The organism is Gemmatimonadaceae bacterium, from assembly GCA_030647905.1.
In the GTDB taxonomy this organism is placed as follows: domain Bacteria; phylum Gemmatimonadota; class Gemmatimonadetes; order Gemmatimonadales; family Gemmatimonadaceae; genus UBA4720.
In genome coordinates, this window is sequence record JAUSJA010000033.1 from 167,175 (window position 1) to 182,433 (window position 15,259).

Annotated in this window: 15 protein-coding genes; 5 read left to right on the forward strand and 10 right to left on the reverse strand. The window is 64.0% G+C overall.

Annotation, left to right across the window (positions count from 1 at the left end):
• Positions 1–9: 9 nt before the first annotated feature.
• A complete protein-coding gene (gene acs / locus Q7S20_12160; GenBank protein MDO8502587.1) occupies positions 10–1,974 on the forward strand; it encodes an acetate--CoA ligase in 1,965 nt (654 codons plus the stop codon).
• A 236-nt stretch (positions 1,975–2,210) separates the two neighbouring features.
• Entirely contained in the window at positions 2,211–2,573 is a 363-nt protein-coding gene (locus Q7S20_12165) for a hypothetical protein (GenBank protein MDO8502588.1), read from the forward strand.
• Positions 2,574–2,638: 65 nt separating this feature from the next.
• Here the strand turns inward: Q7S20_12165 and Q7S20_12170 are convergent, their stop codons facing one another.
• From Q7S20_12170 to Q7S20_12180, 3 genes are all read right to left on the reverse strand, one after another.
• A complete protein-coding gene (locus tag Q7S20_12170; protein MDO8502589.1) occupies positions 2,639–3,568 on the reverse strand; it encodes a hypothetical protein in 930 nt (309 codons plus the stop codon).
• Positions 3,569–3,739: 171 nt separating this feature from the next.
• Positions 3,740–4,183, reverse strand: coding sequence for a vitamin K epoxide reductase family protein (locus tag Q7S20_12175; protein MDO8502590.1), 444 nt, complete (start codon positions 4,181–4,183; stop codon positions 3,740–3,742).
• Positions 4,180–4,893, reverse strand: a complete 714-nt coding sequence (locus Q7S20_12180) for a thioredoxin domain-containing protein (GenBank protein ID MDO8502591.1) — start codon at positions 4,891–4,893, stop codon at positions 4,180–4,182. The genes Q7S20_12175 and Q7S20_12180 overlap by 4 nt, the downstream gene beginning before the upstream one ends.
• A gap of 79 nt (positions 4,894–4,972) precedes the next feature.
• Here Q7S20_12180 and Q7S20_12185 point away from each other — a divergent pair, with 79 nt between their 5' ends.
• Both Q7S20_12185 and Q7S20_12190 read left to right on the forward strand, forming a co-directional pair.
• Positions 4,973–5,818, forward strand: coding sequence for an alpha/beta hydrolase (locus Q7S20_12185; GenBank protein MDO8502592.1), 846 nt, complete (start codon positions 4,973–4,975; stop codon positions 5,816–5,818).
• A 67-nt stretch (positions 5,819–5,885) separates the two neighbouring features.
• Positions 5,886–6,146 (forward strand): hypothetical protein, encoded by a 261-nt coding sequence (locus tag Q7S20_12190; protein MDO8502593.1) that lies wholly within the window; start codon positions 5,886–5,888, stop codon positions 6,144–6,146.
• A gap of 31 nt (positions 6,147–6,177) precedes the next feature.
• Here Q7S20_12190 and Q7S20_12195 read toward each other — a convergent pair whose 3' ends face one another.
• Together Q7S20_12195 and Q7S20_12200 are read right to left on the reverse strand one after the other, a co-directional pair.
• Positions 6,178–6,660 (reverse strand): hypothetical protein, encoded by a 483-nt coding sequence (locus Q7S20_12195; GenBank protein ID MDO8502594.1) that lies wholly within the window; start codon positions 6,658–6,660, stop codon positions 6,178–6,180.
• Positions 6,638–7,177, reverse strand: a complete 540-nt coding sequence (locus Q7S20_12200) for a CDP-alcohol phosphatidyltransferase family protein (GenBank protein MDO8502595.1) — start codon at positions 7,175–7,177, stop codon at positions 6,638–6,640. Before Q7S20_12200 ends, Q7S20_12195 begins: the two co-directional genes overlap by 23 nt.
• A gap of 64 nt (positions 7,178–7,241) precedes the next feature.
• Between Q7S20_12200 and Q7S20_12205 the strand changes: the two genes are divergently transcribed.
• A complete protein-coding gene (locus Q7S20_12205) occupies positions 7,242–8,789 on the forward strand; it encodes a hypothetical protein (protein ID MDO8502596.1) in 1,548 nt (515 codons plus the stop codon).
• A gap of 2 nt (positions 8,790–8,791) precedes the next feature.
• Here Q7S20_12205 and Q7S20_12210 read toward each other — a convergent pair whose 3' ends face one another.
• From Q7S20_12210 to Q7S20_12230, 5 genes are read right to left on the reverse strand one after another with little or no spacing between them, the layout of a single operon-like run.
• Positions 8,792–11,416 (reverse strand): pitrilysin family protein, encoded by a 2,625-nt coding sequence (locus Q7S20_12210; protein ID MDO8502597.1) that lies wholly within the window; start codon positions 11,414–11,416, stop codon positions 8,792–8,794.
• A gap of 23 nt (positions 11,417–11,439) precedes the next feature.
• Complete coding sequence (locus Q7S20_12215; protein ID MDO8502598.1) at positions 11,440–12,153, reverse strand: hypothetical protein; 714 nt, start codon at positions 12,151–12,153, stop codon at positions 11,440–11,442.
• Complete coding sequence (locus Q7S20_12220; protein MDO8502599.1) at positions 12,153–13,064, reverse strand: ABC transporter ATP-binding protein; 912 nt, start codon at positions 13,062–13,064, stop codon at positions 12,153–12,155. Before Q7S20_12220 ends, Q7S20_12215 begins: the two co-directional genes overlap by 1 nt.
• The gene (locus tag Q7S20_12225; protein MDO8502600.1) at positions 13,061–14,125 is read right to left on the reverse strand and encodes a hypothetical protein; all 1,065 of its coding nucleotides are present in this window, start codon (positions 14,123–14,125) and stop codon (positions 13,061–13,063) included. Before Q7S20_12225 ends, Q7S20_12220 begins: the two co-directional genes overlap by 4 nt.
• A complete protein-coding gene (locus Q7S20_12230) occupies positions 14,122–15,237 on the reverse strand; it encodes a tetratricopeptide repeat protein (protein ID MDO8502601.1) in 1,116 nt (371 codons plus the stop codon). The genes Q7S20_12225 and Q7S20_12230 overlap by 4 nt, the downstream gene beginning before the upstream one ends.
• Positions 15,238–15,259: the final 22 nt, after the last annotated feature.

Here is a 15,259-nt window from a genome sequence, read left to right on the forward strand (position 1 = left end):
TCCGGCAACATGACAAACATCGACGTTCTTCTCCAGGAACACCGCAAGTTCCCGCCGGGCGACGAGTTCCGCGCCGCGGCGCTGGTCTCATCGCCCGATCTTTACGACGAGGCGGCCCGGGACCTCGAGGCCTTCTGGGCGAGAATGGCCGCCGAGCTGGAATGGATCGAACCGTGGAACAAGGTCCTCGACTGGAAGCCGCCGCACGCGGAGTGGTTTACCGGAGGGAAGATCAATGTCGCGGTGAACTGCATTGACCGGCACATCCGTGGGGCGCGCCGCAACAAGGCAGCGCTGGTCTGGGAAGGTGAGCCCGGCGACAGGCGAACACTCACGTACTGGGACCTCTATTGCGAGGTCAACAAGTTCGCCAACGTGCTCCGCCGACTGGGAGTGAAGAAGGGCGACCGCGTCGCGATTTACCTGCCCATGATACCCGAGGCGGCGATCTCGATGCTGGCGTGCGCGCGCATCGGCGCAGTCCACTCCGTCGTGTTCGGCGGGTTCTCTCCCGAATCCCTGAGCGACCGCATCAATGACGCGCAGGCGAAGGTGCTCATCACGGCCGACGGCGGTTATCGCCGCGGCCAGGTGATTCCGCTCAAGCGCAACTCCGACAAGGCGCTCGAGGAGACGCCGTCCATCACCGACGTGATCGTCGTGCAGCGCCGTCCGGGCAGCTCAGGCGACGAGGCCTTCGCCGACATGCAGGAGGGTCGGGACCACTGGTGGCACCGACTGATGAAGACCGCGTCAATTCGATGCGAGCCGGAAGTGATGGATGCCGAAGATGTGTTGTACATCCTCTATACATCGGGTACGACAGGCAAGCCGAAGGGAATCGTGCACACGACCGGTGGATACCTCACCGGCGTGACCACAACGATGCGGATTGTTTTCGACCTGAAAGAGGATGACGTCTTCTGGTGCACGGCCGATGTGGGCTGGGTGACCGGGCATTCGTATCTCGTATATGGCCCTCTGGCCAATGGCGCTACGTGCGTGATGTACGAAGGTGCGCCGGACTGGCCCGAGAGGGACCGGTTCTGGGAAATCTGCGAGCGGCACGGCGTAACGATTCTCTACACCGCGCCGACGGCGATTCGCGCGTTCATGAAATGGGGTGATGAGTATCCCGCCGCTCATGACCTGTCGAGACTGCGACTACTTGGCACGGTCGGTGAGCCGATCAATCCCGAGGCATGGATGTGGTATCGCGAGCATATCGGGGGCAACCGGTGTCCGATCGTTGACACATGGTGGCAGACGGAGACGGGCTGCATCGTGATCTCCCCGCTTCCGGGCGTTACGGCGACCAAGCCGGGTAGCGCCACAATGGCGTTACCAGGCTTTTCCGCCGATCTGATGGACGCGAAGGCGGAGCCGATTCCCGTGGGCGGTGGTCTGCTCGCACTCACCCACCCGTGGCCGTCCATGCTCCGGACCATCTGGGGCGACGACGCGCGGTATGTCGAGACCTACTACACCAAGTGGCCCGGCCGCCCGGATCTTTATTTCCCGGGTGACGGGGCGAAGCGCGACGAGGAGGGCTACTTCTGGATCCTGGGTCGGGTGGACGACGTGCTGAACGTTGCCGGTCACCGGATCGGGACGATGGAAGTCGAGTCCGCTCTGGTCGAGCATCCGTCGGTAGCGGAAGCCGCCGTGGTCGGCCGGACTCACGAGCTTAAGGGTCAGGCGATCGCCGCGTTCGTCACCCTCCGCGAAGGTCGGAAGGCGAACCCTGCGCTGCGCGACGAGCTCAGGCAGTTCGTGGCGGACAAAATAGGGGCTCTGGCGAGGCCGGACGACATCATATTCAGCGCCGATCTCCCGAAAACCCGCTCGGGGAAGATCATGCGGCGGCTGTTGAGGGATATCGCCGAGGGGAGGACGCTGGGGGACACCACCACGCTGGCGGACCCGAACGTGGTGGCCAGCCTCAAAGACCAGTACGAGAGCGAAGAGGGGTAGCGTCGGAAGATCGGTGCCCATAGTGGAGCAAACGCAGCTCCTTTGAAAGCGTAATCACAGATGGCGCACAGATGACACAGAAAAGGCGGGAAAAGACTTAGGGGGAACTACGTGGCTGGGTGCCCGGGGGATCGGCGCGGATGCTCCCGACGGGCGTCGCCTGACCATGGTATGAACCCTGCCTTAGATTTCGGCTGTAGAACTCAGATACCCGGGACGGTCACATGCTAGGTGGTTTGTTTCCTGAATCGATTTTCGGCAGAAAGCTGAACCCCAACGCGGAGCGGCGTCTTCGACTGTCGCAGGCGCGTGCCGAGGAGACCGTCATCCGCGCTCATGTGGACAATGCCCTGATGTTCGTGGACACCCTGGCCGAAGATCTCTCATTCGATCGGGCGATCGACACCTATATCCGGGTCATGGGGATCCCCGAGCCGCTCGCCAGCACCGTCGCAACGCGGGCTCTGGTGAGCCTGGGCCGGGATCTGGTCCCGTTCCGCCGCCGTGCCCGCGAAGACGGTCAGGAGGACGAGGATGTGAAGCCGCGCCTCCGCCTCGACGACGCCGCTGCCAGGCAGAGGAGCATCAAGAGAGCGTAACCCGTTACCTGTTACCTGTTACCCGTTGCTGTGAGCAGCGGGCAGCGGGCAGCGGGCAGCGGGTCCTACTTGGGCGTCGCGACTCGCTGGGGGAATCCGCGGAAGGCCGCCTGCAGTGTATTGCCAAGGCCACCGAAGACGTTTGAGCCCCAGCAGTATGCGTTGCCGTCCGTGCCCACCGCGCTGATGCTGGCGAACGTTGCGATGGCTTCGCCTCCGGAGACGGGGATCGGCGTAGTACTGTGCACGACGCGTGCATCGCCGAGTTGTCCGAAAGAGTCAGCACCCCAACAATAGGCTGCTCCAGCAGTTGTGAGAGCGCATGTGTGCGCGCCGCCAACGGTTATCGAGTTGAACGTCAGAGCTGAGGTTACGAGAGTCGGCTGCGCACGATCGCCGGTCTGTCCGTTGCCGATCTGTCCGAACGAATTCATTCCCCAGCAATACGCACGACCCGCAATGCTGATGGCGCACCCGGTGGAATCTCCGCTCGCGATCGTGGCGAAATCGATGTCGCGGGAAATCCGTATAGGCAACAGGCTACACGGTGTCGCTGCGGAAACGACCGAATCACCTGAGATTGTGGTCGTCTGGTTTTCCGGGAAGCAAGTCGAGTCGGCTCTAGCCCCGAGTTGGCCGTGGTTATTAATACCCCAGCAGAAGCCCTGACCGAGACTGATCAGGCCACATCCGGCGTCATCCCCTGCTTCGATGCCGTTGAGCAACGAGTTCCCATTCAGGAATACACGCGGAAGGACGAGAAGCGCTCCCGTGCCAGTCACTCCCTCGCCGAGAGCGGTAATGGATACGCTTCCCGACCCGGAGGTAGCCAGCTTGGCGGTGGAATCACTCGTTTGAATGACCGAGACAGAGTTATTCGACGCACCAAAGGTGAATCGCACGTTCGATACGCGTGCGCCATTGGGCCCGAAGGCGCGGGCAGTAACCGTTGCCGTATCGCCGGCGACAACGGCAGTTCGAGCGGATGCGGCCAATGCGGCTTCAGAAGGCAATCAGACGATGTCGCCCGGCCAACATAGAACTCCTGCCGAAGAGCGTCAATGCACTAATGCAATGGTTGTTCGCTTTCGCGTGTAGTATCTCGTTTCCGTTACAAGAAAAATTGCGGTGGAACGTGGTTCAATCGAGCAAGCACTCAGTCCCGCTCAGGTATCCCCGGGATCCGACCCACGCCTCGTGTCCCGGTAATCAGCGACACACACCAGGAAGATGCTGGTCACGATGATCGCCGACATGACGCACCACTGACAGATCGCGTGGATCACGAACAGCTCGAGGTACGTCAGCCACGCCGAGAAGAGGACTCCGGTGCCGGCTGCGGTGACGAGCGCCAGCGACACGGACACCGACTCGGCGTAGCGTTCCCCAGTGCTCGCGACGGCCAGCACGAACATCCCGCCGTAGAACGCGACTCCCCAGCCGGCGACCGGGATGCCAAAGAATGTCGCCCACCTGCTGGTGTTCACCGTTTCGCACGAGCCGATGCTGCACGTGAGCGCGCCGACCATGCCCAGCTTGTACAGAAGCAGATAGAGCGCGACGAAGATCCCGGCGAGCGAGAGCGCCGCCACGACCATCCGCTTCGTCACTTCTGCGTTGCCGAGTCCACGATTGCCTTGAGGGCGTCGTAGGGCAGCGCGCCAGGGTACATCTTGTCGGCGATGATAAACGTCGGCGTCGTGTCCACCCTGCGGCGCTCACCTTCCGCCTGGTTCGCCATGATGCGGCCCTGATACTTGCGCGAATCGTAGCAGCTCTCCCAGACGTTCGTGTCGAGGCCGATGTCGGACGCGTACTTCTCGAAGAACGGCTTCGGATTGTCGGTCGCCTCCGTGTTCCACTGATCCTGGGCCATGAAGATGCGGTCGTGCATCTCCCAGAACTTCCCCTGATCGTTGGCGCAGGCAGCGGCGTTGTGCGCGCCCTGGCTGTTCTTGTGCTGCGGGAGGGGGAAATCGTAGAAAGTCAGGCTGGCCAGCCCGGTGTCTATGATCCGCTTCCTGACGTCGGGCTCCGTGACGGTGGCGAACTGGCCGCATCCCGGGCACTCGAAGTCCGCGAACTCGACGATCTTCACCGGGGCATCGGACTTGCCCATGGTGTAGCCTTGCGCGGGGCCGACGGTGGCGAGGTCCACCTTGACCTCAGTGCCGACTGCACCGGCAGGTTTGCGGAGCAGCGTATAGCCCAGTATGCTTGCGCCGATGACCGCGATGGCGGCGAGGACGTAGTAGAACCCGGTTGGCCGGGTTGATGCGTTGCGGACGGTGCTCCGTCGCTTGTTCTTGTTGTCAGCCATTACCGAGCCGTGTTAGAGTGTTTCCAAGCGTCGTGAAGACGCGTGACCGAGGCTGAAAAGCTAGGGGAGAGTACCCGTTATGCAAGCTGATGTTCTTCGCGTACCAGTCGGCCCGGGCGCGATGCACGTCGAAAGATTCGGTCACGGTGGCACCGCCGTCATTCTGATACACGGCTTCGGCACCTCCAGTTTTCTCTGGCGCAACGTCGCGCCTGCGATCACCTATGCCGGTCATACTGCGTACGCCATAGACCTGTTCGGGCACGGCGAATCGGACCGTTCGCCGGACGCCGATTTCGGCATCGCTGCCCAGGCGGAATACCTGGACGCGGCGATGACGGTGCTGCGCGTCGCGCGCGGCATCGTCGTCGGAGTGGACATCGGAGGAGACGTGGCCCTCCGACTTGCCGCCACACGCCCCGAGCGGGTCGAGAAGCTCGTGCTGATCAACACACCCGCGTTCGACGAGATCCCCGCGAAGGACATCACCCAGATGCAGCGCAGCACGGCGAAGTTCGCCTTCCGCACCACGCGGGGAATACTCGGAGCCGCGCCGCTGATCGAGGGCGTTCTCCGGGGCAGCGTCGCCGATCCCGACACTAACATGCCAACCCGGCTGGTCGCGCGGTATCTGGCACCGTTCGTTGGCAAGGACGGCGTCAACCATCTGCTGACTCTCGCAAGCTCGATCACCGATGAAGACATGGAGGAGATAGACCTCCGCACCATTCACGTGCCGACGCTGATTCTCTGGGGAGAGCGCGACACATGGGTGGACCCGAAAATCGCCGACCGGCTCGTCAACGCGTTGCCCGACGGGCGGCTCGTGCGGTTTCCCGGAGTTGGACGCCTCATTCCCGAGGAGAATCCCGAGCAACTGAACGAGCTCCTGCTCGAATTCATGAGACGCCGCGCAGTTGCCTGAAAGACTGTAAAAACGACACTTTTCGATTAGATTTCGGGTATCAATGTCAAATCTTTTACCCGGATTAATGAACAAGCAGAAGCCTAAATACACGAGAGGCGCCGCGCCGGTCACGACTCCGTTCGAGGAAGCGCGCGACGAGATGTTTCAGCACATCATGAAGTGTGGCGTCATCGGGTCTATTCCCGACGACCAGAAGGAGTGGTTCGACGGCACGATGAACTACCTTGCGGAGCGCTACCACGAGCTCAGCCCCCGCCAGATCGGTGAGCTGAGAGTACTCGGCGAGCGGTTCTCGCAGCCCGCCAAGGTCAAAGCGGCAGTCTAGTTCTCCGGCGGCAGCACGTGCGGAGCGCGCGTCAACGCCGCCGCTCCGCAGCCGCCCGGCGGATTATCACACCGATCCGCCCGCCACCTCCGAGGCCAGCCTCGACCGATGTCGTGAAGCCGTGGTGTACCGGTCCGTCCACGCCCGCGAACACGAGCAGATAGACGCGCCCCAGCCTGCTCTCGTCAAATCGCGCGCTCAATCCGCCTCCCCCGTATGGAGCCCATCGGTGCTCGCGGAACGGATCCAGGTGGAATCGGTTGATGAAATCAATTCTTCCGCTCAGCCCGTCACGACCGGCTCCCACGCCGGTAACCATTCCCGATCGCAGGTACGTCCCGACCGGGGTCGTGAAGCCGGCACCGGCCTGGAGCGCGCTCACTGACGCGACGATCGCGTCTACGCGGGCCTCCACATCCATGCGGTGGGCATTGCTGCCCTGGGCGTTCGCCACGATTGGCATGGCCAGCGCGGCGGCCAGCCACAGACGGTTACCGGGCGGCTTTCGCGGCACGTCGCGCTCGCTCCAACGCTACCGTATAGTCCACGATGGACACGGCTGACAGCGCACCAATGAGCAGCACAAGCGGCTGCACTATCCGCGGCGCCAGCAGCACCGCCAGAAGCAGCGCGAGCTGGAACGTCGTCACCGTCTTGCCCAGCAGCCGGGCCTGAAATGCCGAGGCCGTGAGTCCCGGAATGAATCGTGCCACTATGAAGCCGACAGCGGTGGCGATGTCTCGCGAGAGGAAGATGAAATACTGGCCGGTGGTGATGCTCCCTTCGACCAGATATGACGACACCGCGGCGAGAACGAAAACACGGTCAGCAAAGGGGTCAATCAGCGCGCCGGCGACCGTCGAGCTGTTGCCCCGGCGGGCCATCCATCCGTCGAGGTAATCCGTCGCGGCCGCTGAAAGGATGAGAACCACACGCTGCCACGGACCAGCGATTATTACGAACGCGAGCGCCAGAAGGAGGCGGGAAAGAGAGATGCTGTTGGGAAGAGTGAAGATCTTGCCGCGCTCCATCGGCCAAAGCTAGGTGGCGTGTTCGACGCTTGCCAGCATGTCAAGTGAACTCTAGGTTCCGGTCGTGTCAGGAGCCCTGAGCCAGTACCCGCTGCTTCCCGCGCTGTATATCGCAGCAGCGGCGATCATGGTGATGTGGGACGTGCTGGTCGCCGGCCGCGTGTCGCAGCTGCGCCGCGCTCCGCGCATTTTCGCGGCGATCAGCGCCTTCGCCGGGCTTCTGATCGTCCCCGCGCTTCTCATCGCCTACGCATCGGCGTCCATTCTCTACGGACGCGCCATTCAGCCGGTGGCATGGGTGTGGCCGGTGACCACTGTCCTCTTCGCGCTGCAGGCGACGTACGCGCTCAGCCGGCGACTCGTCACGCCGCTCTTCGGCGTACCGATATTCGTCTACAACCTGCTCATCGCGATCGTTGCGGTTTCGAGATTCTCGATCGCGCGCGGCCTCACTCCGCCGGACTTCGGTCTCGCGCTTTCGGTGGCACAGGCGAGCGCGCTCGGCCTCTTCTTCGGTGCGCCCGCTCTATGGGGACCGGCATACATCCTTGTCCCGTTGATGTCGCCGTCGCTGCCTGCGCGGTGGCGGTTCAGCCGGCTCGTGCGCGCCGGGATCGCAGTCTCCGCAGCGGCGCTTGCCGGGCTGATACTCATCGAGATGCCGAACGCGTTCGAGACCAACAAGAGCTATCTCCGCTACGCCAGGGAGCAGCTGCAGGAGCATCCCGACGGCGATTTCAAGATCGGGCTCAAGATCTTCCCGGATCTTCGCGGGCCGCCACCTCCCCTCGCGCTCGAGCTTGACATCGCGCTCGCCGATTCGCTCGACGTTGACGCGGTGTCGATGGTGATCGATCCCGAGGGTGCGCGACTCGCCGCGCTCGACTCCATCGCGCGAACGGTGGACGACAAGCGCGCGGACAGCACGCTCATCATCATCGCACTCGGATACCCGAAGGACGCGGCGCGGAAGTTCCGCAAGTCGCCGGAGCAATACACGCGCGACCGGATCGCAGACGTGGACCGAATCGCCCGTCGGCTGCGGCCCGACATTCTGATACCGGCGGTGGAACCGTACGGAGAGGGATCGCGAGCGATCGGCACGCAGCCGCCGGAGTACTGGATTGACTACGTCACCCGCGCGGCGAAGATCGCGCATTACGTGAATCGCCGCATCCGCGTCGCCGTGTCGGCGTCGAGCTACGGCGCACGCGACAGCACACTCTACTTCTGGGCGGCGGCGCGCAATTCTCCCGTGGATGTGCTCGGCTTCTCGATGATGCCGGGCTTCGACGGCGCAACGTCGCTCGAGACACACATGCGCGTCGCGCAACGCTGGATGCGCGCATTTCCCACGCGGCCCAAGCCGCACTGGGTGTTCTCGGCAGGCGGCTATCCCGCGGCGCATGGAGAGGAGAGCCAGGAACTCGCACTCTGGGGGGTGCTGGCGTGGGCGACGACGCAGACGCCGATCAAGGGACTCGTGGTGACGGAAGCCGGCGACTACGACGTTCTTCGCGGGCTGCTCACCGCGGGAGGCCGCTATCGCTCCTCGGTTTCAGCGATACTTCGCGCCGAAAGAGGATTGAGGGAGACGGTCGCGCCGCAGTAGCGCTAGACTATTTTTCCCACGCCGCGAACCACCCCTTCGACGCGGCGTGCGGGATCGAAAAAAGTCTGCGCCAGCTCCTGGATCCCGGCAGAAGTCACGGCCAGAACGCGACCGTCATGCTCGGTCAGCTCGCGCAGGCCCGACCCGAGCGTCCACGCATCCAGCAGATCGCCGAGCACCGCGGCGCCGCTCTCCTGGCGAATCGCGTGCGATCCGATCGCGTAGCGCTGCGCGCGCCCGAGCTCCTCGTCGGAGACCCGCGTTTCACACAGCTTCGCGAATTCCGCCAGGAGGCCCTGCCGCGCGACCTCCTCCTTCTCCGGCGAAGTGGCGATGTACGCGAGAAACATCCCTGCAAGCTGATGCTCGCTCGTATATGCGTGAACCGTGTACGCGAGCGATTGCCGGTCGCGCAGCTCGTCGAAAAACCGTCCGCCCAGCCCGCTCGCAATCGTCGCCGTGAGCTGAGCGGCGAACCGCCGGTCATCGTCGCGGGGGGGACCGGGAAACGCGAGCGCCAGTGCGGTCTGTGCCTTCTCCCGCGACTCGACGACAACCTTCCCGTCTGCGGGCCACGAAGGTGCTTCAAGAGTGCGTGGCTCGCCCGGACGCAACGAATCGAGTTCGCGCGCGACGACCGCGGCGGCATCGGCCGGAATCACGTCGCCGACGATCCCGATTACGAGCGGCGACGAGAGAAGCCGTCCGCGATACCATTGCCGCACATCTTCGACACTCAGCTCACGCAGTGATTCCTCGGTGCCGAGTGGCGAGAGCGAGTACGGATGCCCCTGGTACGCGCCCAGCATGAGAAGGCGGATCGGAAAACGGAACATGTCGTCGCGCAGCGCCGCGAGATCGGAGAGCGTGACCGTCCGCTCGGTCTCCAGCGCATCCTCCGGGATCACTGCGTTTTCGACGACGTCGGCCAGCAGACCGACAGCCGCCTCGAGGTGTTGCACGGGAACGGACATGGACCAGCCGAAGCTCTCCGATCCCACGCTCGTCCCGATGCTCCCGCCGAGCATCTCGGAATCCTCGGCGATCTGAGCGGCGGTTCTCGAGGTCGTTCCCTTGATCGTTGTGCGCATGGCGAGTGTCGTCATGCCCGCGCGCTCGCGCGGCTCGTCGCGGACGCCTCCGACGGCGTGCAGTCCGATATGCACGATCGCGGCTCCCGGCTTGGGGCGAACGAGGATCGGCATACCGTTGGCCGTCCTGAACACCGACACACCGGCTTCCACGCTTTCCAGTCGCGGTGCGGAAGCATCGCCAGGCACGTAGAGAGTCTCGCGCCGTGGCAGAGGATCGAGCGGCTCCGGCCGGGCGGCGTCCAGCAGAGAGAGGATTCCGCTCGCATCCGACGCGACGGACGGCGAGACAGCCGGACGGTAGATGACGACTCCGGCTCTCTCGGGACTCAGATGTCGTGACACGACGTCGTGAATCTGCTCGATCGTAACGGACATGAACCGCGCGTAGTAGTCGTCGCCAAGCTTCCAGTCGCCGAACGCTTCCCATTCGGCGAGATAGTTAGCCTGACCCTCCATGGACTCGAAGCGCCGCATCCACCGCGCCTCGAAGATGCGCCGGACGCGCTCGAGCTCCGCCGGCCTGATCGGATCCTCACGCAGAGCGCGCACCTGGTCCCACGCCGCGCGCGCGGCTTCGACAGCGCGCTCCGGACGGGTCTCCGCCTGCACGACGAACACGCCGAGCTCAGTCGGCGTGTAGTTGTAGGCGCTCACCGACGACGCCAGCTGCCGCTCGCGCAACGCGCGGTAAAGACGCGATGCCCGCCCTGCGGCGAGGATGTGAGCGGCAACGTCGAGCACCGGCGTGTCCTCGTGCATCGCGTTCGGCGTCCGCCAGCCGAGGACAACCTGCGACTGCGAGATATCGCCATTCAGCTCGCGATACCGGAAATCATCATGGTGCGGCTCGGCAGGACCGGGATTCCGCTCGGCGCACCCGTCGGACAGCGGCGCGTACAGCTCCTCGACGCGGCGCATCACTTCGTCAACGTCTACGTCGCCGACGATTGACAGGATCGTATTCGAGGGCTGATAGAAATTACGGTAGAAGCGTGTCATCGCGTCGCGATCCAGCGCCCGAAGTCCCGCCTCGTGACCGATTCGCCACCGGCGCATGCGATGCTCATCGTGCAGCAGCTCGTACAACGTCTCGACGGCAAGCGCCGGCGGATTGTCCGCCTTGCGCTTCGCCTCCTGGATGATCACCTCGAGCTCCCTGGTGAGTTCGGATGCATCTATGATCGAGTTGGCGTACGCATCGGCCTGGATGTCGAGACCAGCCGCGAAGCTGGACGACGGCAGAACGGTGTGATATACGGTGCCGTCGTAGATCGTGTGCGCGTTGAGGTAGCCGCCGCTCGCCTTCGTCTCCTTGGCGATGTCGCCGACGCCGCGCCGCTCAGTCCCCTTGAAGAACATATGCTCGAGAACATGCGCAATTCCGTTGACCTCATCGGTCTCGTCGAAGTAGCCGGCCTTCACGTGCGTCACGATGGCGACGACCGGCGCGGAAGTGTCGCGGCGGACGAGTACGGTGAGACCGTTGGCAAGCACCACGTGGTGCACGGTGGATGGATCAATGAACGAAGTCATGTTCTATTGATGGCAATCGCCCGTCAGGCGAAAGGACGGCGCCGAAGTACGTAGAGTCCGGCCGCGAAGCACGCGGCGCTGTATCCGAGCAGCCAGATGGCATCCTGTGCGTTCACCGTGCCGCGGTCGAGAAGATCGGGCAGCGCGCCCTGCAGCTTGTACAGCGGGGGGAGAATGCTCAGCACCACTCTCCTCCATCCTTCCTGCGCCTGCCACATGGACTGGAAGATCGCGGAGCCGAGAAACACGGCCGCGAGAATCGGCCAGTCGTAGCGAAAAAGACTCGAGATGAGGAATGCGATGCCGCCAAACGACAGGAACACCAGCGCGCAGTACACAAGCGGCGCGACAGGAGACACGGGACGCGCAAAAATCGCGAACACGCCGAGGAGCACGGCGCATACCGCCATGAAGCCGACGAAGAACACGACGAACTGCTGCGCATAATACCCGGGGATGCTCACCGGCTTCGAGAAGAGAAAGCGGTAGTATCCCATCTTCCTGTCGTTCGACACGATCCCGTTGAGCGCCACGAACGACGCGATGTACGAGACCTGCGACAGCAGGATTCCAAGCACGCGCACCGCCGTCGCGTCGTCGAGGGCGCCGCCCACGGCGCGAATCGGTCCCACAATCGTGAACCCGATCGCGAGCCCGATCAGCAGCAGCGCGAACGCCCGGTCGCGAACGAAATCCCTGAATTGCCATAGCGCGTAGCGCCGCAGATTGCTTCCCATCAGCTTGTCTCTCCGACCGCTTCCCTGAACTGCTGCTCCAGCACCGACCGGGCCGGTACCACGCTGGCGACCAGAACACCCCCGCCGATCGCACGACCCAGTGCCGCATTCAGCTCGGCGACATTGGCGATCGGTATCTCGAACTCGCCGCCGCCGAGATCCACGGCCGTCGGAAACATCTCCTTCATCCGGTCGGCACCGCTGACCACGGCGATTCGATACGTGCCCGCGGTCTCCGCGGTCTGATCGTATCCGGTGCGCACCAACCGCTGCAGCCGCCCCCGATCAATGATCGCCACGCGGTCGGCGAGCCGCTGCAGCTCGTCGAGATTGTGCGACGCGATAATGATTGTGCGCTCGGGACGTCTCAGGCCTTCGACGATTCCGCGGAACCTCTGGGTCCACACAGGGTCGAGACCGTGCGTCGGCTCATCAAGAACCACAACCGTCTCGTCGCGGAGAAGCGACTGCGCCAGGCCGACCCGCTGGAGGTTTCCCTTCGACAGCGCCTTTACCTTCTTCGACCGGTGCTCGCCGATTCCGAGCTGCTCGATCACCGCGTTGACGCGGGCCTTCACGTCAGCCGGCGGAACCGCGGCGAGCGTTGCGAACCTCGTGAGCGCCGCCTCCGCCGTCCAGTTGGGATTGATCGTCATCAGCTCCGACAGGTAGCCGATGCCGTTCCGCTCGACGTATTTGCGCGGCGAGAGTCCGGCAATGGTGACCGATCCGTGCGTTGGCGCGACATAGCCCAGCAGCAGCGATATGAGCGTGCTCTTCCCCGCTCCGTTCGGGCCGGCGATGCCGAGCACTTCTCCTTCCGCCACCTGCAACGAAAACTCCTCGACTGCCGTGACCGAGCGGCCGAGGAGCGATCTGTAGATCTTGGTGGCGGAATTGAATTCGATCACAGAGGGCGGTTGGGGAGACAGGAGCTCCAGCTCCCGGGGCCGGCCCGGATGATGAACCGCTGCGCTTCGTCGAACCGGTTGAGGCGAGCGAGCGCGCATCCGAGATATCCCTGCGATGCCTTGTCGGCGGGATTCGCGTTGAGCGCGCGCACGAAGAACCGCCGCGCCAGCTCGTAGTTGCCGGCGGAAAACAGTATCAGCCCCATCTCGCGCAGCGCGATGGCGTTGGCCGGCTCGAGCCGGATCGCCGTCTCCAGCTCACGCCGCGCTGTTCCGAGGTCGCCTTCCTCGCGAGCCAGTCGCGACAGGAAGACGTGAGGAGTCGCCATGTTCGGGTTCTCGCGCGCGATCTCCGCGAAAGCGCCCCGCGCTGCCTCGCGACGTCCCGACTGCATCGCCGCGACTGCTTCGTTCATCTGCTTGTCGGGATCGGCTCGGCGCGTGTACACCATATACCCGCCGATCGCCGCCATGATCAGCACGGCAAGCGCGATGATGAACCACAGGTTCGCCGGAATGCGGCTCGGCCTGTCGGTGTACGTCGGCTCCTGTGAAGCCGGAGGAGCGCCCGCCGGCGGAGACGTGCTTGCCGGTGGCGGAGAATACGATGGCGGAGGACGCCGCGGGGGCACCGGACGCGAATAATCGGGTCCCGATGCCGGCGACGGCGCCGCTACCGGCGGGACAGCGGCAGCGGCCTGGTCGCCCGCAGGCGCGGCAAGTCCGGCCTCGAGCTGCCTGTATCCCTCACGTGCAACGACGACGTCATTGTCGGTGGCACGGTATGTGGTGCGATTGGCGCGGTCGCGCGCGCCGAGAAACTCGAGCAGCGCGTAGGCCTGGCCGAGTGAGATCATCTCGCGCTGGCGCAACTCGCGGATGAGTCCCTGACCGCTCAGCGAAGACCCGCCCATGAGTGCGCGGAGCGCGTTCTCGGTTCCCTGCCAGAGCTCGAGGATATCGGCGGCGCGGTCCTCTCCGTCGCGAGAGCGATCGAGCCGCGCGACTATCGGCTCGGCCGCCCTCAGAGTGGCGAGCGCGGACTGCTGGTTGCCGTTCATCTGACTATCCGCAGAAGCCCGGCGTTGGCGCTTCCGCGGATAAAGCTCTCCGCATCCGCCGTGGGAATGGAATATCCCGTGAGCGAATAGCCGCGGCGCGCCTCCGTCTGCATGAACTCCTTCAGCGAGCTCTCGCCCGCGACGCCTCGTGCCTCGCTCATCTTAAGCAGAATCTCCTCCCAGGTTCCTTCGAACGAGTGGTCCTCGTCGATGGTGATGCAGTGCTCGTGCGGCTCCGCCGATTTGTCGCTGGCGAAATTACTCAGCAGCGCTCCGAACAACTCCAGCTGGCCACGGGCCTCGCCCTCGGCAGCTTCCGCCGCCTTGGCCTCGATCTCCGCCAGCATCTCGTCAATGTCGTCCGGCTCGCCGGCAAGCTCGGCCAGGCGTTCTTCCCATGGCTTGAGCTCCGGGTCACTGTCACGCAAACGATAGACCATCTTCTTCAACTCGATGAGTCTCCAGATGCCCAGCTCGTCCCAGTGATCATCCGGCGTCGAGCGATCCAGATGGTACAGGGCCGCCTCGTAGTCTCCCCGGTCGTAAAAAATGTTTCCGAGGTAGATCCGGGCCTCGGCGTGATCCTCATCTATTTTCAGCGCGCGCCTGAGCGTGGCGATCGCCGAGTCGTCCTCGCCGAGCCGGTGCTGCGCATAGCCGATGCAAGACACCGCTTCGGCGGAATCGGGCGTCTGGCGTGCCGCCGTCTCGAAGTACTCGCGCGACTCCTCGATCAGTCCTTCGCGGAAAAGTGCGCGGCCAACCTGAAGCATCAGCTCGATGTCGTCCTCATAGCCGAGCTCGAGCGTGCGGCGGAAGCTTTTCAGCGCCGCGGCCCGCTGCCCGAATCTGAGAAGGGTTTCTCCGAAGCCGGCTAACGCGTCCTCGTGCTCAGGGTCGAGGACCAGGGCTTCCTCGAAGCTCCTGCGCGCCCACGCGTATTCCTCGCGGGCGTGATAGGCGTAACCGACGCCGATGTGCAGCTCCACCGCATTAGGGTAGAGCGCGAGCCCCTCACGAAGTACGTCCAACGCGTCATCGTACTGGCCTTCGTTGTACAGCTGATGCGCTCTCTCATCGTACTCCTCGGAACTCAGAAACGGGGTAGTCATGGGCGGTCACAACCTCCGACTG